Source organism: Arthrobacter glycogeni (assembly GCF_054511155.1).
Window position 1 is genome coordinate 151,555 of sequence record NZ_JBTNDE010000001.1, and the last position, 25,732, is coordinate 177,286.

At 65.1% G+C, this 25,732-nt stretch carries 21 protein-coding genes, 1 tRNA gene and 1 pseudogene; 10 read left to right on the forward strand and 13 right to left on the reverse strand.

The window, feature by feature from the left end:
* Positions 1-2: 2 nt before the first annotated feature.
* From ACX80O_RS00710 to ACX80O_RS00725, 4 genes and pseudogenes are all read right to left on the reverse strand, one after another.
* The gene (locus ACX80O_RS00710) at positions 3-1,214 is read right to left on the reverse strand and encodes a cysteine desulfurase family protein (protein WP_459332174.1); all 1,212 of its coding nucleotides are present in this window, start codon (positions 1,212-1,214) and stop codon (positions 3-5) included.
* A gap of 31 nt (positions 1,215-1,245) precedes the next feature.
* On the reverse strand, positions 1,246-1,545 hold the full coding sequence (locus ACX80O_RS00715) for a hypothetical protein (RefSeq protein WP_459332175.1): 300 nt from the start codon (positions 1,543-1,545) through the stop codon (positions 1,246-1,248).
* A 196-nt stretch (positions 1,546-1,741) separates the two neighbouring features.
* A pseudogene (locus ACX80O_RS00720) lies at positions 1,742-1,825 on the reverse strand (hypothetical protein); the annotation flags it as partial.
* A 200-nt stretch (positions 1,826-2,025) separates the two neighbouring features.
* Positions 2,026-2,655: a pentapeptide repeat-containing protein gene (locus ACX80O_RS00725; RefSeq protein WP_459332176.1), complete on the reverse strand. Its 630-nt coding sequence runs from the start codon at positions 2,653-2,655 to the stop codon at positions 2,026-2,028.
* 108 nt (positions 2,656-2,763) lie between these two features.
* Here ACX80O_RS00725 and ACX80O_RS00730 point away from each other — a divergent pair, with 108 nt between their 5' ends.
* From ACX80O_RS00730 to ACX80O_RS00750, 5 genes are all read left to right on the forward strand, one after another.
* The gene (locus tag ACX80O_RS00730; RefSeq protein WP_459305515.1) at positions 2,764-3,708 is read left to right on the forward strand and encodes a J domain-containing protein; all 945 of its coding nucleotides are present in this window, start codon (positions 2,764-2,766) and stop codon (positions 3,706-3,708) included.
* A gap of 9 nt (positions 3,709-3,717) precedes the next feature.
* On the forward strand, positions 3,718-4,185 hold the full coding sequence (locus tag ACX80O_RS00735) for a tRNA (cytidine(34)-2'-O)-methyltransferase (RefSeq protein ID WP_459305513.1): 468 nt from the start codon (positions 3,718-3,720) through the stop codon (positions 4,183-4,185).
* A 23-nt stretch (positions 4,186-4,208) separates the two neighbouring features.
* On the forward strand, positions 4,209-5,015 hold the full coding sequence (locus ACX80O_RS00740) for a class I SAM-dependent methyltransferase (RefSeq protein WP_459305511.1): 807 nt from the start codon (positions 4,209-4,211) through the stop codon (positions 5,013-5,015).
* 249 nt (positions 5,016-5,264) lie between these two features.
* A complete protein-coding gene (locus ACX80O_RS00745; protein ID WP_459305510.1) occupies positions 5,265-5,882 on the forward strand; it encodes an ECF RNA polymerase sigma factor SigK in 618 nt (205 codons plus the stop codon).
* The gene (locus ACX80O_RS00750; protein ID WP_459332177.1) at positions 5,883-6,707 is read left to right on the forward strand and encodes an anti-sigma factor; all 825 of its coding nucleotides are present in this window, start codon (positions 5,883-5,885) and stop codon (positions 6,705-6,707) included.
* A gap of 12 nt (positions 6,708-6,719) precedes the next feature.
* On the opposite strand, the gene ACX80O_RS00755 is transcribed toward ACX80O_RS00750, so the two are convergent.
* The 4 genes from ACX80O_RS00755 to ACX80O_RS00770 all read right to left on the reverse strand — a co-directional run bounded on the left by ACX80O_RS00755 (position 6,720) and on the right by ACX80O_RS00770 (position 10,851).
* Positions 6,720-7,478, reverse strand: a complete 759-nt coding sequence (locus ACX80O_RS00755) for a PIG-L deacetylase family protein (protein WP_459332178.1) — start codon at positions 7,476-7,478, stop codon at positions 6,720-6,722.
* A gap of 5 nt (positions 7,479-7,483) precedes the next feature.
* On the reverse strand, positions 7,484-8,446 hold the full coding sequence (locus ACX80O_RS00760) for an electron transfer flavoprotein subunit alpha/FixB family protein (protein WP_459332179.1): 963 nt from the start codon (positions 8,444-8,446) through the stop codon (positions 7,484-7,486).
* Between the two features lie 47 nt (positions 8,447-8,493).
* Positions 8,494-9,321 (reverse strand): electron transfer flavoprotein subunit beta/FixA family protein, encoded by an 828-nt coding sequence (locus ACX80O_RS00765; RefSeq protein ID WP_459332180.1) that lies wholly within the window; start codon positions 9,319-9,321, stop codon positions 8,494-8,496.
* A gap of 138 nt (positions 9,322-9,459) precedes the next feature.
* Positions 9,460-10,851 (reverse strand): S1C family serine protease, encoded by a 1,392-nt coding sequence (locus ACX80O_RS00770; protein ID WP_459332181.1) that lies wholly within the window; start codon positions 10,849-10,851, stop codon positions 9,460-9,462.
* Positions 10,852-11,164: 313 nt separating this feature from the next.
* On the opposite strand from ACX80O_RS00770, the gene ACX80O_RS00775 reads away from it, so the two are divergent.
* The 3 genes from ACX80O_RS00775 to ACX80O_RS00785 all read left to right on the forward strand — a co-directional run bounded on the left by ACX80O_RS00775 (position 11,165) and on the right by ACX80O_RS00785 (position 15,610).
* On the forward strand, positions 11,165-13,279 hold the full coding sequence (locus tag ACX80O_RS00775; RefSeq protein ID WP_459332182.1) for a TPM domain-containing protein: 2,115 nt from the start codon (positions 11,165-11,167) through the stop codon (positions 13,277-13,279).
* A 77-nt stretch (positions 13,280-13,356) separates the two neighbouring features.
* On the forward strand, positions 13,357-14,136 hold the full coding sequence (locus tag ACX80O_RS00780) for a PspA/IM30 family protein (RefSeq protein ID WP_459332183.1): 780 nt from the start codon (positions 13,357-13,359) through the stop codon (positions 14,134-14,136).
* 73 nt (positions 14,137-14,209) lie between these two features.
* Positions 14,210-15,610, forward strand: a complete 1,401-nt coding sequence (locus ACX80O_RS00785) for a cryptochrome/photolyase family protein (RefSeq protein ID WP_459332184.1) — start codon at positions 14,210-14,212, stop codon at positions 15,608-15,610.
* 77 nt (positions 15,611-15,687) lie between these two features.
* Here ACX80O_RS00785 and ACX80O_RS00790 read toward each other — a convergent pair.
* The 3 genes from ACX80O_RS00790 to ACX80O_RS00800 form a co-directional block, all read right to left on the reverse strand.
* Positions 15,688-15,761 (reverse strand) — tRNA-Met (locus tag ACX80O_RS00790).
* A 71-nt stretch (positions 15,762-15,832) separates the two neighbouring features.
* Positions 15,833-18,865, reverse strand: a complete 3,033-nt coding sequence (locus tag ACX80O_RS00795) for a UPF0182 family membrane protein (RefSeq protein WP_459305500.1) — start codon at positions 18,863-18,865, stop codon at positions 15,833-15,835.
* A 217-nt stretch (positions 18,866-19,082) separates the two neighbouring features.
* Entirely contained in the window at positions 19,083-20,186 is a 1,104-nt protein-coding gene (locus ACX80O_RS00800; protein WP_459305499.1) for a YlbL family protein, read from the reverse strand.
* Between the two features lie 305 nt (positions 20,187-20,491).
* On the opposite strand from ACX80O_RS00800, the gene ACX80O_RS00805 reads away from it, so the two are divergent.
* Together ACX80O_RS00805 and ACX80O_RS00810 are read left to right on the forward strand one after the other, a co-directional pair.
* On the forward strand, positions 20,492-21,955 hold the full coding sequence (locus ACX80O_RS00805; RefSeq protein ID WP_459332273.1) for a zinc-dependent metalloprotease: 1,464 nt from the start codon (positions 20,492-20,494) through the stop codon (positions 21,953-21,955).
* Positions 21,948-22,991, forward strand: coding sequence for an aldo/keto reductase (locus ACX80O_RS00810; RefSeq protein WP_459332185.1), 1,044 nt, complete (start codon positions 21,948-21,950; stop codon positions 22,989-22,991). The genes ACX80O_RS00805 and ACX80O_RS00810 overlap by 8 nt, the downstream gene beginning before the upstream one ends.
* A 16-nt stretch (positions 22,992-23,007) precedes the next feature.
* Here ACX80O_RS00810 and ACX80O_RS00815 read toward each other — a convergent pair whose 3' ends face one another.
* On the reverse strand, positions 23,008-23,592 hold the full coding sequence (locus ACX80O_RS00815) for a M48 family metallopeptidase (protein ID WP_459332274.1): 585 nt from the start codon (positions 23,590-23,592) through the stop codon (positions 23,008-23,010).
* Between the two features lie 34 nt (positions 23,593-23,626).
* On the reverse strand, positions 23,627-25,732 hold the full coding sequence (locus ACX80O_RS00820) for an ATP-dependent DNA helicase UvrD2 (RefSeq protein ID WP_459332186.1): 2,106 nt from the start codon (positions 25,730-25,732) through the stop codon (positions 23,627-23,629).

The following is a 25,732-nucleotide window of genomic DNA, read 5'->3' on the forward strand; positions in this document are numbered from 1 at the left end:
CTTCACGATCGAAAACCTGTTCCAGCTGTCTGGATGCTTGAGGCATGTCCGGCCATCCCGGCCTGCAGCGCCCGGTGGTAGGCCTCAGGCAGTGCTGCTCCGAGAGCTTCAACGTCCTCGGGGGTCGAGGTATGCCCGAGGGAGAAACGTTGGGCCCCCCTGGCCTCCGCTTCGGTCAGACCTATCGCGAGCAGAACGTGGGACGGCCGCGGCACCCCAGCCGTGCAGGCGGAACCGGTGGAGCATTCAACCCCCGCCAGGTCCAGCAGAAACAGCAGCGAATCCCCTTCGCAACCGGGAAAGGTAAAGTGGGCGTTCCCGGGGAGCCTGAGCGTGTGGTGCCCTCGGAGGACCGCCTCCGGCACTGCTGCTTCGACGACGCCGATCAGGCGATCCCGCAGGTCGGCGATGCGTGCGGATTCCCCGGCGAGGGTGCTGGTGACGTCGGCCGCAGCGGCAGCGAAGGCAACGATTCCTGCCGCGTCGAGGGTTCCCGACCGGACATCGCGTTCCTGACCGCCGCCATGCTGCACGGGGGTGAGCGTCACTGCCCTGCCGACGAAGAGTGCGCCGACACCCACCGGCCCGCCGATCTTGTGCCCGCTGACCGCCATGGTGGCGAGGCCCGAGCGGGCAAACGAGACCGGGAGGGACCCGAAGGCCTGGACTGCATCCGAGTGCACAGGGATGCCGTGCCGGGCCGCTGCTGTGGTGACCGCCTCGATGGGCTGAACGGACCCTATCTCGTTGTTGGCCCACATCACGGTGATCAACGCGATAGAGCCGGGGTCGTCGTCGAGCTCGGCCTGCAACGCGTCAAGGGAGAGGATTCCCTCGGCATCGACGGGGAGCCAGGTGACCAGTGCTTCCTCATGTTTGGCGAGCCATTCGACGGTGTCCTGCACCGCCGGGTGCTCGATGGCGGAGCACAGGATTCTCCGTCGACGCGGATCCTCGGTGCGCCGGGCCCAGTACAGACCCTTGACGGCGAGGTTGTCCCCCTCGGTGCCGCCGGAGGTGAAGATCACCTCGGAGGGGTGCGCTCCGGCGGCAGCGGCGAGCGACTCCCTTGAGTCCTCGACCACCCTGCGGGCGCGACGACCGGAGCCGTGCAGCGACGAAGGGTTGCCGTTGCGGCTCAGTTCAGCGGTGAGTGCGGCGAGCGCGGGCGCCGAGAGAGGCGTGGTCGCCGCGTGGTCCAGGTACACGGGCATCAGCCAATTCTAGCGGCTTCGGCCCGACACTTCATTTCCCTGCTCCCACCCCGGGTGATAGGAGGGCCGGCGCGAGTACTCCCCGAGCGTGGGGAACGACGTCGATCTGCAAGGGTGCCGCGCCCACCGGTTTGCCGCCAGCGAAGGCCATCACCCCGGCTACCTCTACCCTGACCGATCGGACCTGCTCGATCCGTACCGCCGGGTGGGACACGTGGGTGCCAGCGAAGAGCCTGGGCAGCATTGCAACCAGCTTGAGGCGGGAGACTGCGGAGACAACCAACAGATCGAGCACGCCGTCGTCGCACGATACGCCGGGGGTAATCATCATTCCACCGCCGTTTGGCGCGGGCGTTCACTATGGCGTCGAATCCTGCTGAACAGGCGCCAGCGAACCACTGGGCTACACCCTGATCCGCGTCACTCCGGATTCTTCCGAGATCTATACGTTGCGGCGGTGCAAGCAATGCCTTGTCGATGATGCTGGCTGCGGCCAGCGGATCCTGCAGCGGCAACCTGAGCATCCGGGCGACGTCGTTTCCGGTGCCGGTGGCCACAATCCCGAGCGGCACCACAGCACCCGCCAGCACGGTCGCGCCCAGCCGGACCATCCCATCACCGCCCACCACAATCAGGGCGTCCACCCCGCCGCTGGACACCGCCGATCAGGCCAGCTTGAGAAGCTGCTGATAGGACGATCCGATCACGACGACGACGTCGTGGCCGCGGGCGCGGAGCTCCGCCACCGCGATGGTTCCCGCCTGCTGCGCGGATCAGGCCCCCGCCGCGGGGTTGATCGCGACCGCCAGTTTCACCGGATCACGGCGCCCAGTGCCTCGGCAATGCTCATGGCCTGCGCGACGTCGATCACCGCGCCACGCAACTGCAGGTTGTCCATCGAAAGCTCCCCCAGTTCGCTGCCGCGCAGGTCGGCATCGCGGAGCCGGGAGCCACCCCACTCGACGTTGGAGAGCCGGCAGTTCCGCAGTGAGGCTTTGGTGAGATTGGCGCCGGTGAAGTCGGTTTCGGTCAGCACCACCTCCGAAAAGTCCGCGGAGGTCAGGTCGGCGCGCACGAACGACACATAGGACCAGTTGCCGGCGCTGACCTTCAACGGCACCAGGGTCGAGTTTACGAAGGTACTGCCGGTCAGCCGGCACCCGATGAACGTTGAATCGAAAAAACTGCAGGACTCAAACCGGCAGCCGTCGAACGCTCCATCAGTGTGGGTGGATACATTGAACTTCACATTCCTGAACACACATTTGCTGAAGGTGGACCCGGTGGTCTGGAGTTCGGTGAAGTCGCAGTCGGTGAACTGCGACCCCGCGTAGTTCTCCCGGTGGAGTACTTTGCCGTACCAATCCTCGCCACTGATCATCATGGTGAAGATGCTACCGAACGCATTGGCCTTCCCCGCCGTTGAAGGTACAGCGGTCATTTGGTCGGTGGCCGGAAAACCGTCTACAGTCTTGCCCTGACGGGCCTCGGCCTGCCCGCCGCACCACCATTCATCAGCACGCTTGCCCGCCGACACTGAAAGGCCCCCATGGCGAACCTGTCCGACCGGACCCACTACGCCGTCCTGGGGTTATCGCCGGGGGCGACGGCCAAACAGGTGAAGGACGCCTATCGCCGAGCTGCTCGGTCAACCCACCCCGATGCAGGCGGAAGCGCAGAATTATTCCATGACGTGGCAGTAGCCTACGAGACCCTGGCCGACCCCGAACGTCGTCGCCGCTATGACCAGGGCCTCGGCGGAAGCGCCGCACAGCGTGTACCGGAAGCCTCCCGCGCCCCCTCCCGCTCGGCAGCCACCCCCGACCGGGCAGCTGATAGCGACGCCTTTGCACGGCAGCCGGTCTATCAGCCGCCGTTTTCCCCGCAAAGCCCACCGGTGATTCCCCTGACCCTGGCTGGCAGCCAGATCCACGGCACAGCCCGGCAACCCGGGTTCTTCGCACGACTTGGCCCCGGCAGTGGTTCACGGTACAACGGCGAGCGTCGCACCGCGGCGCTGCTCGAACACCGCTTCCTGGCAGGCTTCCCGGCGGCCCGGCTCGTCAATGGTCTGCGGTTCGGCGACGACGCTGGGACCGAGGCCGGCCATGCGGTGCTGGCGGGATACCGTTTGGCGGTGATCGATTCCCTTCAGGCCCCACCGGGGAACTACCGTTGGGATGGCAGTGCACTGCGTCACAACGGCAGGATCGCCGGTGACGTGCGCATCATCGAATCGGTCCGGCGGGTCCAGGACCTCTTCCCCGAATGCAACGTCCAGGGCTGGCTCGCGTTACACGGCGGGGATGGCAATCCATTTGAACCAATCGTCGACTACCCGCCGTCACTGGATAAGTCCGCGTTGACCAGCGTTCATGTGGCGAACCCCGGCACCCTGCTTCGCGAGCTCAAAAAATTCCTCGCCGGCGGACCGCAGCCGTACGTGGTGCAGTTACCGGTATTGGACCGGTTACTGCAGTACGCCGGGCGTTAGGATTGACACGTGTTCCGCATCCTCTTCTATACCCCCGAGATCCCCGGCAATACCGGCAACGCTATCCGGCTGGCTGCGGTCACCGGGGCCGAGCTGCATCTGGTGGAACCGCTCGGGTTCAGCTTCGACGACGCGAAGCTCCGCCGCGCCGGGCTCGACTACCACGATCTGGCGGTGCTACGGGTCCATCAGGACCTATCGAGCGCCTGGGCTGCTCTCGCCCCTGCGCGGGTGTTTGCGTTCACCTCGGACGGCGAGGAATCCTACGCCGACATTAGCTACCGGCCCACCGATGTCCTGCTGTTCGGGCCTGAATCGGTGGGCCTCCCCCTGACGGTAAAACAGGACCCACACGTCACCGCACGGGTCCGGTTGCCCATGCTCCCTTCCCGGCGCTCACTGAATCTCGCCAATGCTGCGTCGATTGTGCTGTACGAAGCCTGGCGGCAGCACAGCTTCGAGGGCACCGCCCGCTAATGTCACCCGCACAAGGAGCCTCCATGCCATCACGCCCCGCCGAAGAAGTGTTCGCCCCCGGCGCCGCGGACTTCGAACGTCTGGCTCCCGCGTTGTGGAATCCGATGGGGAACGCCGTCGCCGCGGCGGCCGACATTGCGCTGGGCGACCGTGTCCTCGACGTGTACTGCGGCAGCGGTGCCAGTACCATCCCCGCCGCCCAATCGGTGGGGCCCGATGGAGTGGTCGACGCCCTTGACCCGTCCGCGGTACTGCTAGACCTGGCGCGGGCAAAAGCCGATGCCATGTCGCTGACCACCATTCGGTTCAACACGGCGGAGGTGACCGGGTGGACCGCCGACGCCCCCTACGACGTGGTGCTGTGCTGCTACGGACTGACCCATTTCGCTGACCTGGCTGCGGGCACAGCGGGTCTGGCCCGGCAATTGCGGCCCGGCGGGCGGATCGCCCTCAGCACCTGGGATGCCGGTGCCCACGCCGGCTTCCGGCAACTGCTTGAGGAAGCATGTTCCGCCGAGGCGCCCGGCCGGGGCGCCTCCCGGTTCGAGCGGGAGATGGCCAACATCAGCCGGCTGGCGTCCGCTGACAACCTCGGCGATTGGTTGCTGGGCACCGGGTTCAGCACCGCTGGAGTCGATACCATTCCCCTTGAGGTGCCCCTGGACGGCGAAACCGCATGGTCGGTGGTTCACGGCACAGTGTTCCGCCACCTCCTGCCAGCAGACCCCGCAACCGTCGAACGGATCCGGTGCCGGTTCATCGACCGGATTGGCGACGGGTTTGTCCTCGATGGAGGCTCCCTGGTCGCTGTCGCGGAGACCGCCGACTAGCCGCGCAGCGGGAACATTTTGCTTCCGCTCCCATCCCAAGCGAAGCCTGCTCCGAATGATTAGTGACAGCAAAACATGATCTGTCCGCGTCGCTAAGTCAGCCACCCGGTCGGTGAAGGCCCTGTCCTCGGAACACAAATCAGGACGGTGATAGGGATGACAAGGCATATGGGAGGCACTGACCAGTTGATCCGCGCCGGGCGGTCGCATGCACCGATTCGCAGGCGGGGCGCTTTATGCTTGGAGTATATGGAAACGCCACGAGCCAGCAGAGCTACCCCAGCCGGTTCAGCAGCGAGAGGATTCGCCGTTGAACCCGATGCCGCTGCAACACTGACTGATCTCCTGCTCCGAGTAGCCGCAAAAGATCAGGAAGCGTTTGCCGCGTTTTACGCACAGACGTCCCGACGGGTGTACGGACTGGCGCGGCGGGTCCTGATCGATCCCGAACTCAGCGAGGACACCACCCAGGAGGTTTACCTTCAGGTGTGGAACCTCGCCGACCGCTTCCGCCCCGACATGGGGTCGCCGATGGCCTGGCTGATGACGCTGACCCACCGGCGGGCCGTCGACAAGGTCCGGTCGGAGCAGAGCTCGACAGACCGTGAGGCGCGCTACGGTGCCGCCATGCAGGACATCGATCACGACGACGTCGTCGACACGGTCACCCAGCGACTCGAGGCGGAGACGGTCGTCAAGTGCCTTGACACGCTCACCGAAACCCAGCAGGAATCGGTGAAGCTCGCCTACTACGGCGGCCTGACATACCGCGAGGTTGCCGAGAAGCTCGACGTCGCAATACCAACCATCAAATCGAGGATCCGCGATGGATTACTCCGACTCAAAACCTGTTTGGGGGTGAACTAGATGCAGGACCACACGTTTAATGACTCAGCCAATGATTTTGAGCAGGATCTGGCTGATGGCCGGGCAATTGAGTGGGCCGAAATGTACGCCCTGAATGCGTTGAGCGACACGGAGCAGACCTCGATCGAGAACTACATCTCCGGTGCCAGCCCGGCACAGCAGGAAGCCTTTGACGAACGAGTCCGCGGCGCCCAGGAGACTCTGGCACGCGCCTACGTGATCGATGGCATCGCGCCGCCTCCAGCCCTCCTCGATCGTATTCTGGCCCAGTTACCGGTTGAACTGCTAGCTCCGGGTACCCACGCCGCCGCACACGTCAACAGCAGTGAACCCGCTGCCACGAATGAACTGGCCGAACGACGCGACAAACGGCGCCGGACCACGCCCGTGGGGCGCTGGCTGGTCGCGGCTGCGGCCGCGGTGGTGATCACCGTGGGCGGTGTGAGTGTGGCACAGAACCTTCAGCCCACCTCTGTGGAGCAGGAAGTATTGCGGGCACAGGACCTTCAGTCGACCACCTTCACCATCCCCGCAGGCGGCACCGCCGAGCTGAAACTGTCGCGGGACGAGGACGCCGCAGTGATCACACTCAATGAGGTGCCAGCTCCACCAGCAGGGAAGGTCTACCAAATGTGGCGGGTTCCCACCGACGGTTCCAGCCCGGTATCCGTCAATACCATGACTGGCGACGACGTCGAGGACTCCCTGGTCACCACGGTTGAGGGTCTCGGCTCGGCGATGGGGTTCGCCATCACCGTTGAGCCAGATGGCGGATCCGAACGGCCTACCCTTCCGCTTGTTGCCGAGATCCCCTTCGAAGCCTGATGGCGGCCTGGCTTAGAACCCGGCGATGGTCTGGTCGGAATTGACCGGTACCACCTGGAAAACCTCAGCGCTGCGTCCCGCCGGGAGCCCGCCCCGTGCAGCGTTCTCCTGCAACAACTGACGCACCACCTCATCCATCCGGTCAACGTCAGGATGTTGACTGCTGTGGAAATGCAGGGCGCGGAGCTTGTCGTCGACAGTGTCTGTCATGTCCACGAAGTGGTTCTCGAGGTGGGTGGGACCGGCGTAGAGCCAAAGCCACGCCACTTTGTGACTGGCCAGCCCGGCCGCCTCCAGCTCGGGGAAAGCGAAAGGGTTTTCCGCCGCAGGATACACAGCGCGGGTTACCGCCTCGCCGCAGGCGAGGTGGTCCGGATGGCTCTTCTGGATCCTGTCCCAGTTGCGTTCGGGATGCAAGGACATCACCACGTCGGGGCGGGCCCGCCGAATCACCTCCACCACCCGCTTGACCAGGTCAGCGGATACGGCAAGGAACCCGTCACGCTCACCGAGATAGTGGACGTCCCCTACCCCCACGTGCCGGGCGGCACTCCGCTGCTCACTTCGGCGCAGCTCCACCATCGTGTCGCGTTGCACGGGGTCGAACCCGCCCGCGTCGCCGTCGGTCATAATGCAGTAGTCCACCCGGACTCCTGCCGCCGTCCATTGCGCCACCGTACCGGCGGCACCGAAGTCAATGTCGTCAGGGTGGGCCGCGAAACACAGGACACGGGTGATCCGGTGGTTGTCCGGGCCAAAGCTGATCGGCACGTCGGTTATGACCTTCGCTTGATGATCTCGGCCGTCGCCTGGGGCAGCACCTTGAACAGATCACCCACGATCCCGAAATCGGCGATCTCGAACACCGGCGAGTCGGCGTCCTTATTGATGGCAATAATGACCTTGGCGGTCTGCATGCCAGCCTTCTGCTGGATTGCTCCCGAGATTCCCGCCGAGATGTAGAGCTGCGGCGAGACGGTCTTCCCGGTCTGACCCACCTGCGCCGAGTGTTCAATCCACCCTGCGTCGGTCGCCGCACGGGAGGCTCCGACAGCACCGCCCAGCGCATCGGCCAGGTCCTCGACCGGTCCGAAATCGCCGTCGACCCCCCGCCCGCCGGCCACGATCACTCTCGCCTCGGTAAGCTCGGGCCGTCCACTGGCCGGCTTTGCCGTCCGCCCAGTGATCCGCGCCGTGTGGGCGGGTGTCACGGATTCCACCATGACGACGGCGGGGACGTCGCCCTCCCCCGCCGGTGGGACCTCAACAATGTTGGCCTCAACGATGTTTGCCTTCACCGTGATGAGCGGGGTCCCGGTGGTCACCTTCGCTTCGATCGCGTAGGACCCGGCCAACACCGATTTCGTCACAGTCAGATCCTCACCCACGGAGACGGCGTCGGTGATGACCCCCGACGAGAGCCGGATACCGACGCGGGCGGCGATCTCCTTGGCTTCGACGCTGTTCCCCAGCAACACGGCGACCGGCTCCGCAGCCTGCACCGCTGCGGTAAGGAAAGCGACCTTGCCGGCCACCAGAAACTCCCCGATGTCAGGAGCCGCGGGCCGATAGACGGTGCGGACTCCCCGGGCGCCCAACTCTTGTGCCACGGCGTCCGGCAGGTCACCAACAAACGCCACAACAGCCTCGCCAATGGTTTTGGCGATCGTCAGCAGTTCCCGGTGACTCTTATGCAGGGCTTCACCCGGGTGATCAATCAAAACAAGAACTGTAGCCATTACGCTGGCCCCTTCGCGGTAGTCGAGTACGACATGAGGGTGCTTGCCTAGAGCAGCTTCTGCGCTGCCAGGAAATCAACCAGCTGGATTCCGGCGTCGCCGTCGTCGCTGATGATGGTTCCCTGGCTGCGGGGAGGACGCGGGTCTGCGGCGTGAACGGACGTCCAGGCGCCAGCCAACCCGACGTCGCCCGGGTCCACTCCCACGTCCTGGAGGGACAGGGTGGTCAGGGGCTTCTTCTTGGCGGCCATGATTCCCTTGAAATTGGGGTACCGCGGCTCGTTGATCTGATCAGTAACCGACACCACGGCTGGCAGGGCGGCCTCAACGGTTTCCGAGTAAACGTCCCCGTCCCGACGTGCGGTCAGTGACCAGGTGCCCGCCGCCCGCTGCAGGTCGAGCGATGAGGCGAACGTGACCTGGGGCAGGTCGAGGCGTTCCGCCAGCTGAGCGGGCACCAGGGAGGTTTCACCATCGGTGGATGCCATCCCGGTGATGACCAGGTCGACTGTGCCGAGATGGGCGACGACGGCAGCGAGCGCCCGGGAAGTTCCCGCGGCATCGGATCCCGCGAGGGCATCGTCGCAGAGGTGCACGCCCGCATGCGCCCCGATCTGGAGGGCTTTCTTGACCGCGCTGACCGCGCCGGACGGGCCCATCGTCACTGCGGTGATCCGGTGTCCCGCGGCATCGCCGCCGTGCGCTTCAACCAGTTGCAGTGCTGCCTCGAGAGCATACTCGTCCAATTCGGAGAGAATGCTCTCCTTTCGGTCGGTGGTCCGGTCCTGACCACTGATGTGCCGGTCAAACTGCGCGTCTGGCACATGCTTCACCAGGACCACTATGTCCAGGCCTGCGTGCGATGCGTCGTCCATTACTGCCTTCCTCGTCTTCGGATCTGCCCTAGCCCTAGCTAACCATATCGGCGGCGGCCCGACGGCGGCGGCCCGATACGGAGCAGGGCGGCCTCCCCTCGGGATGACCGCCCTGCTCGACTTCGCTGGTATCGCCGGTTAGCCCTCGGCCTGCTCCACCGTCACGTCAACCGTCTGAGGCTCGCCATCGCGCTGGAATTCGACCGGGACGGTTTCTCCCTCGGCCTGCATCCGCACAGCAGCAGTCAGGCCGCGCGGGTCGCTGATCGGCTGGCCTGCGACGCTGGTGATGATGTCGCCCTGCTGAAGCCCGGCAATCGCGGCCGGCGACCCTTCAGTCACCTCGGCCACCTCGGCGCCAACGGAGAAGGAGGTTTCACCATCGGTGTTTTCGGAGGCGGACGGCGAGACCGATACACCCAGGAATCCATGCGAGGCGCTGCCATCGGCGATAATTTCCTGGGCAACCCGCTCCGCGTAGTTGATCGGGATGGAGAAGCCAACACCAATGTTGCCTGTGCTTTCGGCTGATCCCGCCGAGGCGATCGCAACGTTGACGCCAATGATGCTGCCGTCGGCGTCGACCAGCGCACCGCCCGAGTTGCCTTGGTTAATGGCGGCGTCGGTCTGGATCACGTTCAGGTAGATGGAGCCCTGCGGCTGGGTCGGCGGTGTTTCAGTGCCCTCCGGGGGAAGGAAGTTGAAGCCGTCACCCTCTTCTTCGGCCGGGGCATCGGAGAGTTCCTCGGGGACTGCCGACGACGCAACGCTAATCGTCCGGTTCAGGGTGGAGATGATGCCGTCGGTCACTGTGCCGCTGAGGCCCAGCGGCGCACCGATGGCGATGGCCACGTCGCCGACGTTCAGCGCATCGGAGTCGGCGAGCGTGGCTGGCTGCAGGTCGGGCGCGTCGACCTTGATCACTGCGAGATCCGACAGCGGGTCGGTGCCAACAATCTCGGCGGGGAACACCCTGCCGTCACTGGTACGGATTTCCACTGCGGCGTCGCTCACCTGGCCACCAAGGGTAACAACGTGGGTGTTCGTGAGGATGTGCCCTTCCTTATCGAGAACAATGCCGGACCCCGAACCGCCGGAGCCGGCGCCACTCACGGCGATGGTGACGACACTGGGAGAAGCCTTCACCGCTGCGCCGGTGACCTCGTTGACCGTCTCTGTGTCATTGACCACCACCGACTGAGGCTGGTTCGTCGACGCCGGCACGCCGCCTTGATCTCCCAGTAAACGGTCGACCCCAGCCACCACGGTGCCGCCCAGCAGACCAGCGACCAGCATTCCGCTGACCAGGGTCGCCGTACCCACGCGTTTCTTGTCCCGCTTCGGAGGGAGAGCCGCCGGGGGGAGCGCCGATCCGTAGAATCCGCCGCTGGAGTACGAACCGTCGTCGTAAGCTGCCGAGCCGTTGCGCCCATCGTCCGGACGTGAGGAATCCTGCCAACCATGGGATGGCGGCGTCTGGGGATGGGGTGGGATGTTCCGCTCGAACCCGTTCGTGTTGTCTTCAGTCATCGGAAAGCCTTTCGTCTCGATGCATCGAACTATGCCAAACCATTCTGGACCTTTGACGGATGTTCGCTGAATGAATACTGTGAGCCAACCGGATGCGAGGCTCTGCTCCATCATTCTCCTCGGGTGCGTCGTTTCCAGCAAAAATCAGCTGCCCGCTGCCAGGCATTTCGCTAGGGGCAGATACGGGTAGGTGGACTGCCCCACTACCGCGCCCTAGACTTCAAAATGGGCGTGTGAACGCGTTGGCGGCATTGGCTGCCAGCCGTTACCGCACGTCAACGGGAATTTCGGGGAAACTTCTGAAGGGTATTGAATGCGATCGAGCACCAGGCGCCTTACAGCGGCAGTAGGCGTCAGCGCCGCACTGCTGCTGCCCTTGACCACACTTCCTGGAGCGTACGCCGCGCCCCCAGTTGATTTCGGCGCGGAGAATGTGATCGACGACGCGGGTGTCCTTGACGCGGCCGGCCTGGCCGAGGTCGAGGACGCGATCGCCCAGCTGCAGGATGCCGAGGGTTATCGGCTCCGCGTGATCTTCGTCGACACGTTCACGAACCCGACCGATCCCGACGACTGGGCGGCGGCGACTGCCAGATCGAGCGACCTTGGCGAGGCTGACGTCCTGCTAGCTGTCGCCGTCGAAACCAGGAACGGAACCTTTGGAGCGGTCGGCTCCAGCCCTGTTCGTGACGCATTGCCCCAGGCCTACAATTCCGACATCATTCCCGAACTGGAGGTAGACGACTGGGCGGGCGCGGGTGTTGCCGCCGCTGGCGCCGTCACCGACATCCTGGCCGGCGAGTCGGCTGGCTCCGGGAACGGCAGCGAAAATGGGTCCGCCAGCGGCGGTAGCGGCTTCGGGGCCGTCATCCTGGTGGGCGCCCTGGTGGCACTGGCCGGCATCGGTGGATTCTTCTTCCTGCGATCCCGCGGAAAGAAGTCGCTCACCAGCGGCCCAGCCGAGTCCAAGGACTTCGGTCCGGGCCGCGGACCGGACGGCGAAGTACTCGACCCGCTAGCAGCCCTCAGCGTGGAGGAGCTGCGCAAGAAAGCCGGCAGCCTGCTGATCGCCGCCGACGACGCCATCAAGTCCAGCGAACAGGAAGTAGGGTTCGCCCAGGCTCAGTATGGCGACGCGGCCGTCCAACCCTTCGTTGACGACATCGCGGCAGCGAAACAGCACATGAGCGAATCCTTCAAGCTACAACAGCAGCTCGACGACCACATCCCCGACACCGAGGAACAGCAGCGCACCTGGCTCGGTGACATCATCCGCCGGTGCGAATCGGTCAACGGGTCCCTGCAGGAGCATAAGACTGATTTTGATGCTCTCCGCGAGCTGGAGCGTAACGCCCCTGCCGCTCTCGCGGCCGCTCAGGCCTCAGCCGACGGGGTCAAAACCCGGGTGGCCGACGCGGAGCAGACCTTGCGTCAGCTGCAGCAGAACTACGCCGATTCGGCTACCTCCCAGGTGCAGGACAATGTCGAGCAAGCCAACGAGCGGCTCACATTCGTTGACAGCGCCGCCAAGTCGGCTCAACAGCACCTCAGCGCCGGGGATACCGGGTCGGCGGTGATCGCGGTCCGCGCGGCGGAGGAGAGCGTTCACCAGACGACGGTGCTGCTTGAGGCAATCAGCAAACGGGCCACCGAGTTGGATGCAGCCAAGAAAGAGCTGGACCGTTCGGTAGCTGATACCACCCAGGACCTTGCCCAGGCGCAGGCCATGCTCGGCACGGGCCAGCATCAGGACCTGGCCGGTCCGGTGGCGGCGGCGGACGCGGCGCTCACCACCGTCAGGACCGAATCGGCGAGTGGGAGGGTTGACCCCGTCGCCCTGCTGCAGCGCACCGAAGCAGCGCACGCCCAGCTCGATGCCGCCCTCGGCGGTGTCAGGAACCAGTCTGAGCAGACGCAGCGCGCCCGCGAGGCTCTGCAGCACGCCATCATGGCCGCCCAGTCGAGGATTTCCGGCACGTCCGACTACATCCGGGCGCGTCGCGGCGGTGTCGGCAGTGAGGCCCGTACCCGGCTCGCCGAAGCAGAGCGCAACCTCGAGTACGCGGTGCAGATCCAGTCGGACGACCCGGTGGCAGCGTTGTCCCACGCCCAGCAGGCTACTGCCCTCGCTGAGCAGGCAGCACAGATCGCCCAGCAGGATGTTGACGGCTTCGGTGGCGGCATGGGCGGCTTTGGCGGTGGCGGCATGTTTGGCGGCCGAGGCAACCAGGGCGGCGGGATGGGTGGCGCACTCCTCGGCGGCATCCTCCTCGGCGGCATCCTCAACGGTGGCGGCGGCGGTGGCGGGCTCTTCGGCGGCGGTGGAGGCGACGGAGGCGGCGACATGTTCGGTGGCGGCGGCTTCGGCGGCTTCGGTGGCGGGGGTGGCGGTTTCGGCGACTTCGGCGGCGGCGGCGGCGACTTCTGATCCGCGACACCACCAGTAATTTCCTCACCCGCAGGTGAGGGCAGACCCAGAACATCGGCGAATCGAAAGGCAAACCCATGGTAAAACAGTCAATTTTCGGACGTATCACCCAACTGGCCAAGGCCAACATCAACTCTCTGCTGGATCAGGCGGAGGACCCGCAGAAGATGCTGGACCAGATGGTCCGCGACTACACCAACAGCATCGCTGAAGCTGAAAGTGCAGTCGCCCAGACCATCGGCAACCTGCGGATGCTGCAGGAGGATTACAAGGAAGATCAAGACAACGCCCGTAACTGGGGCAACAAGGCTCTCTCCGCGTCGAAGAAAGCGGACGAGTACCGCAATGCGGGGGACACGGTTGACGCCGAGAAGTTCGACAACCTGGCAAAGGTTGCAATCCAGCGCCAGATGACCTCCGAGAACGAAGCCCGCGGCGCAGAACCGACGATCGGCTCGCAGGAAGAGATCGTTGAGAAGCTGAAGACCGGTCTGAACCAGATGAAGGGCAAGCTGAACGAGCTCACCAGCAAGCGTGACGAGCTCATTGCCCGGTCCCGTACCGCGCAGGCCCAGCAGCAGGTCCACGATGCTGTAAAGAGCATCGACTTCATGGACCCCACCAGCGAGGTCGGGCGGTTCGAGGAAAAGATCCGCCGAGAGGAAGCACGGGTGCTGGGTCAGGCCGAACTTGCCAATTCCAGCCTCGACTCACAGTTTGAAAGCCTCGAGGATCTCGGTGAGCAGACCGAGGTCGAGGCGCGCCTGGCGGCCCTGAAGTCCGGCGGCTCCAGCGGGCGGGCCCCCTCGGCCATCGGGCAGGGAAGCGACACCGACGATTACCAGCCGGGCCAGTAACAACCCGGTTCACAGGCCCTCACGCCGGCGTCACCCTCATCGGGTGGCGCCGGTTTTGTGTAGATTGGCCTTCATGGCACCCACACTTGTATGGCTCCGCGACGACCTTCGGCTCAGCGACAACCCGGCGTTGGCTGCAGCACTCGACGCCGATACCCAGGACCTCATCATCTGCTTCGTGTTCGACGAAGAAAGCGACGGAATCCGCCCGCTCGGTGGCGCCACCCGGTGGTGGCTCCACCATTCGCTCACTTCCTTATCCAACGCCATCGAAGAGCTCGGCGGGCAGCTCGTGCTGCGATCAGGCCCCGGCGAATACGTCATCCGCGGGCTCGTTGCAGAAACCGGAGCGGAGCGGGTGGTATGGAACCGCCGGTACGCCCGCCCCGAGCGGACCATCGACGCCTCGGTCAAATCATGGTGTGCCGACAATGGCGTTGAGGCGACCAGCTATCAAGCGAACCTGCTATTCGAACCCTGGCAGGTCACCACCGGCGCCGGTGGTCCCTACAAGGTGTTTACGCCCTTCTGGCGGGCCTGCCGGGACCAGCCGGAGCCCCGAACCCCGCTGGCTGCTCCTGATCGCCTGACGGGCCCCACCCTACCGTCGGAGGACCTTGGCTCCTGGGGGCTTTTGCCGACAGCACCCGACTGGTCCGGTGGGCTTCAGGACCAGTGGACGCCCGGCGAAGCCGGCGGCGGGGACCGGCTCGACGAATTCCTCGACGGATCGGTGGCCGGGTACGCCGGAAACCGTGACCTACCGGGGGTCGAGGGCACCAGTCGGCTGTCACCCCATCTGCGGTTCGGTGAAATCAGCCCCTTTCAGGTCTGGCACGCATCGAAGTCGGCGACCCCCGGATCAATTGCCCACGACGTTCAGGTCTTTGGCTCGGAGATCGGCTGGCGGGAATTCTGTTGGCAACTGCTCTACCACAACCCCGATCTGGCCACCGAGAACTACCGGCGGGACTTTGACGGATTCACCTGGCAGACACCGACACCGGGTGAACTGGGCGCCTGGCAGCGCGGCCGCACCGGCTATCCCCTCGTCGATGCGGGGATGCGCCAACTCTGGGACACCGGCTGGATGCACAATCGGGTGCGGATGGCGACCGCATCATTCCTCATCAAGAACCTGATGGTGGACTGGCGCGTCGGGGAACAGTGGTTCTGGGACACCCTGGTGGATGCCGACTCAGCCAGCAATCCAGCCAACTGGCAATGGGTCGCCGGATCGGGTGCCGATGCGTCCCCCTACTTCAGGATTTTCAACCCCGTGACGCAAAGCAAGAAGTTCGACAAGGAAGGGGCCTACCTCAAACGCTTTGTTCCCGAACTCAGAGACGCCGGCAACATCCATGAACCGTGGAAGGACGCCGACTCCCCGGCGGGCTACCCCTCCCCCGTGGTCGACCTCGCAGAAACCCGTGAACGTGCGCTCTCCGCCTACCAGGACCTGCGCGGCACGTAGGACACAGCCGGGAAGGGTGCTGGTGCCGACACAAAAAAGATCCCGACCAGTGAGTAACCGGTCGGGATCTTTTCTCGTTGCGGGGACAGGATTTGAACCTGTGACCTCTGGGTTATGAGCCCAGCGAGCTACCGAACTGCTCCACCCCGCGGCGTAAACTCAACGTTACGGCCCCGGGGTGGATAGTGCAAATCGACGGGAATCAAGCGGCTAAATGCTGCCCTATTCTCCGGCTGGTGCGGCCCCTGACTGCCGTTCCTCGGCGTCCAGGGCCCGCGCCAGTGCGTCACTCAGGCGGTCCTGAGCCTCACCATAGGCCGCGAAGTCGCCGTCAGCGAGGGCCTCCTGGCCGTCAACGATGGCGGTGTTGGCGTCCTCAAGGGCGGCCCGGAGATCCGCTGCCGGATCATCGGTGCCACCGGTTGCTGGCTCGGTGGGTGCCGCGGTGGGAGCCTCAGTGGGCTCGCCCTCGGCCGGTTCGCCCTCAACGGGCGGCGCAGCAGGATCCTCTGGTGTCTCACCGACGTTGTCGCTGTCACCGGTGACAGCTCCGGAGTCCCCGCCAAAGACCTGGTCGAGCGCCTCAGCGAGGGTCGGCGCGAAACCAACCTCCTCGCCAAAGCTCACCAGCACCCGCCGGAGGACCGGGAAGGAGGAGTCGCCGGAGGACTGCACGTACACGGGTTGCACGTAGGCCACACCGCCACCAATCGGCAGCGTCAGCAGGTTACCGCTGATCACCTCGGAGGCGCCCTGGCGCAGGAGGTTAAGCTCCTGCGACACGGTGGTGTCCGAGTTGAAGAGGTTGGCTGCCTGTCCTGGACCGACCGCCGAGTCCTGACCGGACGAGTCAAGGAGCCTCAAGGTGCCATAGGTGTCGGCTTTGACGCCGGCCTCGCCGGTGCCGGCGTCGCCGTCGGCAGCAAGGAAACCGTACAGCACGTTCCGGGCCTCCTGCCCCGCGGGAACGAACGGGATGAAGGGGGTGGTCAGCGAGAAGCTTGCTCCGTCCTGCTCAGGCATCTGAAGCGAAAGGTAGTACGGGGGCTGCGGCACGCTGATGTCGCCGTCAAGCGTGGGGTCGTTCGGGACGCTCCAGGCCTCATTGTTGCTGTAGAACGGCTCAGTCTCGGTGACGTGATACCGGGCAAGCAGTTCGCGCTGCACCTTGAAGAGATCCTCCGGGTAGCGGACGTGCGACATCAGATCGGCCGACATCTCACTGAACGGCTGCAGCGACGTCGGGTAGATGTTCTGCCACGCCTTGAGAATCGGGTCTTCCTCATCCCAGGCGTACAGGTCCACCGAGCCGTCGTACGCGTCGACGGTTGCCTTCACCGCGTTACGTATGTAGTTGACCTGCTCCGCGGGAAGCGGAGTGGCGAGTCCCTCGGCAGTCAGGGAATCCTGGGTCGCGGACGCCAGTTCCTGCTGCGTCGAATAGGGGTAGTCGGCGGTGGTCGTGTACCCGTCGATAATCCATTTGACCCGCCCGTCGACAATCGCCGGGTAACTGTTGCCGTCCAGGGTCAGGTACGGGGCAACCTTCTCCACCCGTTCCACCGGATCCCGGTCATAGAAGATCTGGGAGTCACTGTTGACCTGGTCCGACAACAGCAGGTCGGTCGACTGGAACTTCAGCGCATAGACCAACCGGTTGAAGATGTTCCCGACGTCGGGGCCACCGCTGCCCTGGAAGGTGCTGCGCGACTGCTGATCGGACTCTTCGCTCTGCGGTCGGTCGATCTCAATGGGGTTCGAATCCTCGGGGGCTCCCACCACCGAGTACAGCGGAGATGATTCGCCGAAGTAGATCCGGGGTTCGTAGGTACTCTCGTCGCCGAGGGCGCCCGTTGACGGGATCCCCGACTGGATGAACGACGGACGACCATCTGGTTCGGTGGACGAACCGGCGGCGGCAACGATGCCGTAGCCGTGGGTGTACAGGACGTGCTCATTGATCCAGCCTTCCGGCACACCGGCGGTGTTCAGCTCACGGACAGCGATCACCGTGTCCTCGATCTCGCCGTCGATCTCGTACCGGTCGACGTTAAGGGTTTCGGGGAACTGGTAATACTGGCGGAACTGCTGGAGCTGACTGAAGGCGTCGCTGACCAGGTTCGGGTCGAGCAACCTAATGTTCGCCGTGGTTTCGCCGTCCTCATTGAGGGCGCCCGGCGCGGGAATGTCCTCCGGGTTATAGGGGTTCACCTCAACCTCGTCCAGCCCGTAGGCCGCACGGGTCTGATCGATGTTCCGTTCAATGAACGGCTCTTCCCTGCTGAACTCGGAGGGCACCACCTGAAAACGCTGGATCACCCAAGGGTACACGCCGCCGGCGAGGATTGCCGTGATGATCAGCATCGCGGTGCCGATGATGGGGAGCCGCCAGCGCCCGATCACCGCTGAGACGATGAACAGGACAGCGACGATGATCGCTGCGGCGGCGAGAATCGCCTTGGTGGGGATGACCGCATTGACGTCCGTGTACAGGGCCCCATCCCAGCGCCCGCCGGTGCCGGTCAGCGTGGCGTACCGATCCAACCAGTAGTTCACGCCCTGGAGGAGCAGGAACAACGCCGCGAGGACCGCGATGTGGATGCGGGCTGCCTTGGACGTGAAGAGTCCCTTTTCCTCGAGGCGGATGCCGCCGTAGAGGTAGTGGGTCAGGACGCCGGCAATGGTGCTGATGATGACCACGCTGATCAGGAAACCGATCAGGAAGGTCAGGAACGGCAGGGTGAAGACGTAGAAGGCGATGTCCAGGCCGAATTCGGGGTCCGTCTCGCCGAACGGTTCCTGGTTGAAGAACAACAGCACAGGCTGCCACTGGGAGGCGGCAGCGGTCCCGGCGAAGGCTGCGAGGACCACGGGGATGCCGAGCATCAGCAGGCGCCTGATCGGCTCAAGCTGGGCCTGATAGCGGTTCAGGTTGTCCTGGACTGCGTTGTCCGGGGCATAGATCGGGCGGGAACGGTAGGCGAGCCGCAAACTGAAGTACACGCTGAGTCCCATGATGAGGAATGCTGCAGCGAAGAGGACGACGCGGGAAATGTTCTCGGTGACGAACACTTCGAGGAATCCGAGCTGGTTGTACCAGAGGACGTCCGCGTAGACCTGCGAGACGTACACGAAAGCGATGACCAGGACGGCCAGCACCACTAACGTCGGGATCAGCGGGCTACGTCTTTTGGTGCTGGTGGAATTGGTTTGGCTCGGCCTGCTGCCGAACGGCCGGTCTGGTCCGGAAGTCACATTTACCTCATCGTTGGATCCGTTGGATCACGGAAACCGCGATCGCACCGCCCGAATCGGCGGCACGACACGGCAGTTCCATGCCTTTCCATTCTGCCCTGAACACGTCTGGGCAGCCCAATTTCGTTCCGGTCCAAGCCCCCGGAGGCCAGATCGACATCAAACTGTGTCCAAACTCGACGCCGAGGTGCGTTGGGGTGGGCGTATCCTGACTGGCCTAGCCGGCTTCACAGGTCGGCAGGGCGGCAGCGGCGTCGTCGCCCGCGCCGATCGTACGGACAGCGTTCACCGCGTCGTCGAGAGTTTCCACCCGGACCACCTGGAGGCCGTCCGGGACGTGTCCGAGCACTTCGCCGCAATTGGCTGCCGGGGCGAGAAACACTTCGGCTCCCGACTCCCGGGCGCCGGCAAGTTTCTGCCTGATCCCGCCAATCGGTCCCACCTGGCCTGCCGAGTCGATGGTGCCTGTCCCGGCAAAATGTTTGCCGCCGGTGAGTTCGCCATCGGTCAGCAGATCGACGATCCCCAGAGCAAACATGGACCCGGCCGACGGCCCGCCCACGTTGTCCAGGGCGATGGTGATGTCGAAGGGGAAGGTGAAGTTCGCTACCAGTCCCACCCCGAGCTGGAAGTCCCCGCCCGGCGATTCCTTGGGCGTCACCGCTTCGGTGACCTCACCGCCGTCGCGCACCAGCCCGAGATCGACCGGCTCCCCGTTTGCTGCGTTCAAGGAATTCCTGAGGACGCCAATGTTGGTGACCTCGGTCCCGTCCACCGAGCTGATGACGTCGCCCTCTTCGAGGATTCCCGCCGCGGCAGCGTCGTCGACCAGCCCTGCGACCGAAAGTTCCTCCTCGAAGTCAATGTCCAGGTGTGCCAGTGCCGCAGCAATCGCCGACTCCTGCGAAGAGGTCATGGCCACGGCGTTCTGCTCCTGGATATCTTCCTGGGTGACGTCGGGAGGATACCGCAGCTCGCGTGGCACCACCGATTCGGTTGGATTGAGCCACGCCTTGAACACCTCAAAAATGCCGAGTTGGGTCCCCGGCCCACCCGTGACGTACACGGTGGTCAGGTCGAGGTTGCCGGACGTGGGGAAGGTCTGCCGCCCCTGCACCTCGATGAGGGGCTGGGAATCGATCTCGCCAATCGTGTTGAAGGTGGGCCCTGGCGACTCCACCACGTAGGGAGCGGGCAGCAGAACCGCGGCGGCGCCCAGCAGGAGTGCCAGGAAACCAGACACCACCATCACAGTGAAGCGGGGATCCCGTTTCGTCTTGGTGGGCGGCGTCGAAAGGTCGGCGGGGGTGGACTGGGTCAACTGGAAACCTTCTCTTGGTCAGACACTGCGCAGGTGCTGGTGGTGCGTGGCGATGCTGGGTGTTCCGCCCGACCACGCGCCGCTGAGCCTCTCCAGCGTACTTCCTGAGGGAACCCACGGCACCCATCGGTAACGGCCTGGTTGCTTTGCCCTCAGCGAACGGTCCAGCGCGTTAGAGACATCTTCGCTCGACGGCGGGTACCGTGGGAGTGCCAGCACTAGTTGTTCAGCGGCTGTCGGCGCAGCCCACCTATGAGGACTACAGCAGCCAATTCCAGCAGCCAATTCCAGGACCAGTGGTATCAGTGACCTCCAACCCGTCAGATCCGTCGAACGACGACGGCGACACCCCCAAGGACCCCCTCTCCGAGATGCTGGCGCGCCTGATGGGTGGCGGCGCGCAGGGAATGGACCCCCAGGAGCTGGCCAAGGCCGCCGGTCTCCCGTCCGATCCGCAGTCGATGGCGATGATGATGCAGCAGGTCCAGGCAATGTTCGCTGCCCAGAGTGAAGGGCCGGTGAACTGGCAACTCGCCCACGAGCACGCCCGCCGGGTCGCCGCTGCCGACAGCGACCCCTCAGTCACCCCGCAACAACGCCGCGACGTGGATGAGGCGCTGAGACTCGCCGAAATGTGGCTTGACCCGGTCACCGACTTCCCCTCCACCAACACGCTCGGCCGGGCCTGGTCCCGGGCCGAATGGGTCGAGGCAACCATGGACACCTGGAAGCGACTTACCGAGCCGGTGGCGGAGAGCATAGCGAAGGCGCTGTCCGATGCCATCACCGAGCAGCTGCCCGAAGAAATGAAGACCATGATGGGCGGCGCGTCGTCGATGCTGCAGAATCTCGGCGGCGCCATGTTCGGCATGCAGCTGGGCCAGGCGGTGGGAGCCCTGTCGAAGGACGTCGTGAGTTCCACCGACATTGGCCTGCCGTTGGCCGAGGGCCGGATGGCCCTGCTCCCCGCAAACGTGACAGCGTTCGGCGAGGGCCTGGACATCCGCGAGCAGGAAGTCAGGCTGTTCCTCGCTGTCCGGGAAGCAGCTCACACCCGGCTCTTCAGCCAGGTGCCGTGGCTTGCGGGCCACCTGCTGAGTGCTGTTGACAGCTATGCGCGGGGCATCCACATCGATATGTCCAAGATCGAGGAGGTGGCACGCGACATTGATCCCTCCAACCCGGAATCGATGCAGGCGGCACTCTCCGAAGGTGTTTTCATGCCTGGCCGGACCCCCCAGCAGGACGCGGCGCTGATCCGGCTGGAAACAGCACTGGCACTTGTCGAGGGGTGGGTCGACGAGCTGACCGCAGCCGCCACCGCCAATCTGCCGTCGTCGGCGTCGCTGCGGGAAATGGTTCGGCGGCGCCGCGCCACGGGCGGTCCCGCCGAACACGCGTTCGCTTCCCTCGTAGGGTTGGAGCTGCGACCGCGTCGACTACGCGACGCCGCCACCCTGTGGGCTCATCTGCAGGCCGAGCGGGGCATCGCAGGCCGCGACGCCGTATGGGAACACCCCGATCTGCTGCCAACCGCCGAGGACCTCGACGATCCTCAAGGGTTCAGCCAGCGTCGACAGCTCGCCGAGTCCTCGGAGTCCGAGGTCGATGCGGCACTGCAGCGGTTGCTGGACGGCGGGTTCGATGAAGCCCCCGAAACCGATGAGCCGACCGAACCGACTGAGCCGACCCAGTCAGGGGACGACCCGCCCGAGGACGATACTCCACACGACGACACCGACCCAGGAAGCAGTAAACCCCATGGTTGAACAGACAACTTCGCCGCCCACCACCCAACTCGGCCGGACCGGGGTTGAAGTCAGCCGCCTTTGTCTCGGCACGATGATGTTCGGCGACTGGGGCAACAAGGACCACCAGGACTCCATCAGGATCATCCGCCGCGCTATCGATGCCGGGATCAACTTCATCGACAGCGCCGACATTTACGCGTTTGGCGAGTCCGAGGAGATCCTGGGCAAGGCGATCGCTGAGCACGGCCGGCGCGAGGATCTGGTGATCGCGACCAAGTTCTTCAACGGGATGAAGCAGCAGCCGAACTACCGCGGCGGGTCCAGGCAGTGGATTATGCGGGCAGTCGAGGACTCACTGCGGCGGCTGGGCACCGACTACCTTGACCTGTACCAGATGCACCGCCCGGATGAGCACACCGACATCGATGAAACACTCGGAGCCCTCGATGACCTGGTCCGCCAGGGCAAGGTGCGCTACATCGGGTCGTCCACCTTCCAGCCCTCCCAGGTGGTGGAGGCCCAGTGGTCGGCACGGCAGCACCATACGGCGCGCTTCGTGACCGAGCAGCCGCCGTACTCGCTCCTCGCACGCGGGGTCGAGGCGGATCTGCTGCCCACCACCCACCGGCACTCGATGGGCAGCCTGGTTTGGAGTCCGCTCGCGGGCGGGTGGCTGAGCGGCAAGTACCGGAAAGGCCAGGACCTCCCGGCCACGCGGCGCGGGTCGGACAAGGAACCGTTCGATCTGACGGACCCGGCGACCGCAGCCAAGCTAGAGGCAGCCGACCAGTTGGGCGCGCTAGCAGACGACCTCGGGGTTCCGCTGGTCCACCTTGCACTGGCTTTTGTGCTCCGCCATCCGGGAGTTACCAGCGCCATCATCGGGCCTCGCACGATGGAGCAGCTCGAATCACAGCTCGACGCGGCTTCCCTCGAGCTGGACACGGCAACCCTGGACCGGATCGACGAGATCGTCCCTCCCGGTACCAACGTTGACCCCAACGACGCCGGTTTCAGCAACTACTGGCTCGCCGCGGACCGGCGCCGCCGCTAGCCGGCAGTCCGTCCCCTCAACTTTCGCGGCCAGCCAGTCCATGGTTGGCCGCGAAAGCTACCCCGTCAAGGAACGATTTGGCTGATTCGGTCTGCGGGTACGACTCCAGCAGCCGCCAGAACGTCCGGTTGTGCGACGGCTCGATCAGGTGTGCCATCTCGTGCAGAATAACGTAATTCACCACCCAGTCGGGCATGCCCTGCAGCTTGTGCGACAGCCGGATGGTCTTGCGCGACGGCGTCGCCGAGGCCCAGCGGGAGTTTTGGTTGGTGACCCAGCCGATGCTCACCGGCTGCCCCCGTCCCGCCAGGTAATCCTGGGAAAGGGCGGCGGCACGCTGCAGGAGCCCGTCGCCCGGCCCGGCGTCTCCCGGACCGTTCGCTGGGCGGGCCGCCTCCTGGTACTTCGACTGGACTTTGGCGACCATCCGGTGCACCCACTCCCGTTCCTGCGCCGCCGTGAAGTGGGCCGGAATGGAGACCACGACGACGCCGTCGCGCAGGTCGGCGCTGACGGTCCGCCTGCGTTTGGCGGACCGCCTGACCTCGACCGGTGGGTTGGCGCCGAGCTGCCCCGGTGCACCGGGGGACCGCTCACTCATGGCGGGCTCGATCATTTCGGGGCTCTCCCTTCAGCTATTCACTGTCGGCGATGATTGACAGGACCGATTCGCCGTACTTCTCAAGCTTCGACGGACCGATGCCAGCCAGCCCGCCCAGCTTCTCGATAGTGGTGGGTCGTGCTTCAGCGATCGCGACGAGGGTGGCGTCGGTGAACACGACGAACGCGGGCACGTCATTCTCCCGGGCTTGTTCCAAACGCCACGCCCGCAGCGCCTCAAAAGTTGCTTCCTGGTACGTCGCCGGGCAGTCGGCGCAGCGCCCGATCTTGCGCTCGGACCCGGAACCCAACACTTTCCCGCAGACCCGGCAGGTGGATGGAGCCGACACCTTACGGCTCTGTCGGGCCTTCGGGGTTCTGAAGGCCCGATCGCCGTCGGCCGCCGGGCGCAGACCGTCGAGGAACCGGGTCGGCTTGCGGCTGGCCCGCCCCCCAGGGGTGCGCGCTGTTGACCATGACAGTGCAAGATGCTCCCGCGCCCGGGTGATGCCGACATAGAGGAGCCTGCGTTCCTCGTCAACAGCCTCGGGGGTGTCGGCGAACGAGATGGGCATCAGCCCTTCGCTGAGCCCCACCAGGAACACGGCATCCCATTCGAGCCCCTTGGCCGCGTGGAGGGAGGCGAGGGTGACGCCCTGCACTGTCGGTGCGTGCTGGGCTGCGGCCCGCTCCTCAAGTTCTGCCACGAAATCCTGGAGGGTGAATCCGTCGGCTGCCCGGGAGGCGCTTAACTCATCGGCCAGGGCGACCAGAGCGGCGAGGGACTCCCATTTTTCCCGGACGGCACCGGAACTTGCGGGGGCCACCGGCGCGTACCCGAGGCTCGCCAGGATGTCCCGTACCAGCTGGGGGACATCGTCGGATCCGGCGGTCCGGGCCCCGGCCCGCAACTGCAGCAGCGCGTCCCTCACCTCCCGCCGGGTGAAGAATCGTTCACCGCCGCGCAGCTGATACCCAATGCCGGCACTGGCCAGGGCCTGCTCGTAGGCCGCCGACTGCCCATTCGTGCGGTAGAGGATGGCGATCTCGCTGGCCAGCACCCCGTTGTCCAGCAGTTCGGTGATCCGCCGTGCCGCCTCAGCCGCCTCAGCCTCATCGTCGCTGCACTCCGTAAATGACGGTTCCGGGCCGGTGGGGCGCTGCGCGATCAGTTCCAGCGGGGTGGACCAGCTGGTCGAGCCGGGGTGGCGGCCCGCCTCAGCGGTTCGGGCGGCGAGCAGGTTGTTGGCCAGTCGGACCACCTGGGGAGTTGACCGGTAGTCGCGGACCAGGCGGACCACCTGGGCGCCCTCGTAGCGGCCGGTGAAGTCCAGCAGGTGCCGCGAAGTGGCTCCGGTAAACGAATAGATCGTCTGGCTGGCGTCACCCACGACGCATAGTTCGCTCCGATCCCCCAGCCACAGGTCCAGCAACCGCTGCTGCAGCGGTGACACGTCTTGGTATTCATCGACCACGAAGTGGCGGTATTGGGCACGCACGGTCGCAGCGACTTTTTCGTCTTCCTGCAGGATCCCCACAGTGATCAGCAGGACATCCTCGAAGTCGATGACGTTGCGGTCAAGCTTCAGATCCTCGTAGCCGGCGAAGATGCGGGCCACAGTGGTGAGGTCCATTCCGGCGGGTTCCACCCGTCCGGCCGCTGCTGCGGTGTACCCCTCGGGGGTCAACATCGACACTTTGGCCCATTCGATCTCGGCGGCGACATCCCTGATGGCTGCCCGGTCAGTCGACAGGCGCAGCCGCCTCGAAGCCTCAGCGATGAGCTGGGCCTTGTGATCCACGAGGGCTGGAAGCGGTCCTCCCACGGCCTGCGGCCAGAAGTACTGCAATTGCCGCAACGCTGCCGCATGGAAGGTGCGCGCCTGGACGCCCTGGGCCGACAGGTCACGAAGCCGGGTCCGCATCTCGGCGGCGGCACGGGCGGTGAAAGTCACAGCAAGCACCTGCTGTGGTTTGTAGACACCCGTGTGGACGCCGTAGGCGATCCGGTGGGTGATGGCCCTGGTCTTGCCGGTTCCGGCTCCGGCCAGCACGCACAGTGGTCCGGTCAGGGTGGATGCGACAGTGCGCTGTTCGTCGTCGAGGCCTGCCAGGATCCTCTCTTCGAAAGTTGTTTCCAT

Bases quoted from the DNA above. Each gene is read 5' to 3' on its own strand.
- ACX80O_RS00710 (WP_459332174.1), bottom strand. From the start codon at position 1,214: ATGCCCGTGTACCTGGACCACGCGGCGACCACGCCTCTCTCGGCGCCC.
- ACX80O_RS00715 (WP_459332175.1), bottom strand. From the start codon at position 1,545: ATGATGATTACCCCCGGCGTATCGTGCGACGACGGCGTGCTCGATCTG.
- ACX80O_RS00725 (WP_459332176.1), bottom strand. From the start codon at position 2,655: ATGACCGCTGTACCTTCAACGGCGGGGAAGGCCAATGCGTTCGGTAGC.
- ACX80O_RS00730 (WP_459305515.1), top strand. From the start codon at position 2,764: ATGGCGAACCTGTCCGACCGGACCCACTACGCCGTCCTGGGGTTATCG.
- ACX80O_RS00740 (WP_459305511.1), top strand. From the start codon at position 4,209: ATGCCATCACGCCCCGCCGAAGAAGTGTTCGCCCCCGGCGCCGCGGAC.
- ACX80O_RS00745 (WP_459305510.1), top strand. From the start codon at position 5,265: ATGGAAACGCCACGAGCCAGCAGAGCTACCCCAGCCGGTTCAGCAGCG.
- ACX80O_RS00750 (WP_459332177.1), top strand. From the start codon at position 5,883: ATGCAGGACCACACGTTTAATGACTCAGCCAATGATTTTGAGCAGGAT.
- ACX80O_RS00760 (WP_459332179.1), bottom strand. From the start codon at position 8,446: ATGGCTACAGTTCTTGTTTTGATTGATCACCCGGGTGAAGCCCTGCAT.
- ACX80O_RS00765 (WP_459332180.1), bottom strand. From the start codon at position 9,321: ATGGACGACGCATCGCACGCAGGCCTGGACATAGTGGTCCTGGTGAAG.
- ACX80O_RS00770 (WP_459332181.1), bottom strand. From the start codon at position 10,851: ATGACTGAAGACAACACGAACGGGTTCGAGCGGAACATCCCACCCCAT.
- ACX80O_RS00775 (WP_459332182.1), top strand. From the start codon at position 11,165: ATGCGATCGAGCACCAGGCGCCTTACAGCGGCAGTAGGCGTCAGCGCC.
- ACX80O_RS00780 (WP_459332183.1), top strand. From the start codon at position 13,357: ATGGTAAAACAGTCAATTTTCGGACGTATCACCCAACTGGCCAAGGCC.
- ACX80O_RS00785 (WP_459332184.1), top strand. From the start codon at position 14,210: ATGGCACCCACACTTGTATGGCTCCGCGACGACCTTCGGCTCAGCGAC.
- ACX80O_RS00810 (WP_459332185.1), top strand. From the start codon at position 21,948: ATGGTTGAACAGACAACTTCGCCGCCCACCACCCAACTCGGCCGGACC.
- ACX80O_RS00815 (WP_459332274.1), bottom strand. From the start codon at position 23,592: ATGAGTGAGCGGTCCCCCGGTGCACCGGGGCAGCTCGGCGCCAACCCA.
- ACX80O_RS00820 (WP_459332186.1), bottom strand. From the start codon at position 25,732: ATGGAAACAACTTTCGAAGAGAGGATCCTGGCAGGCCTCGACGACGAA.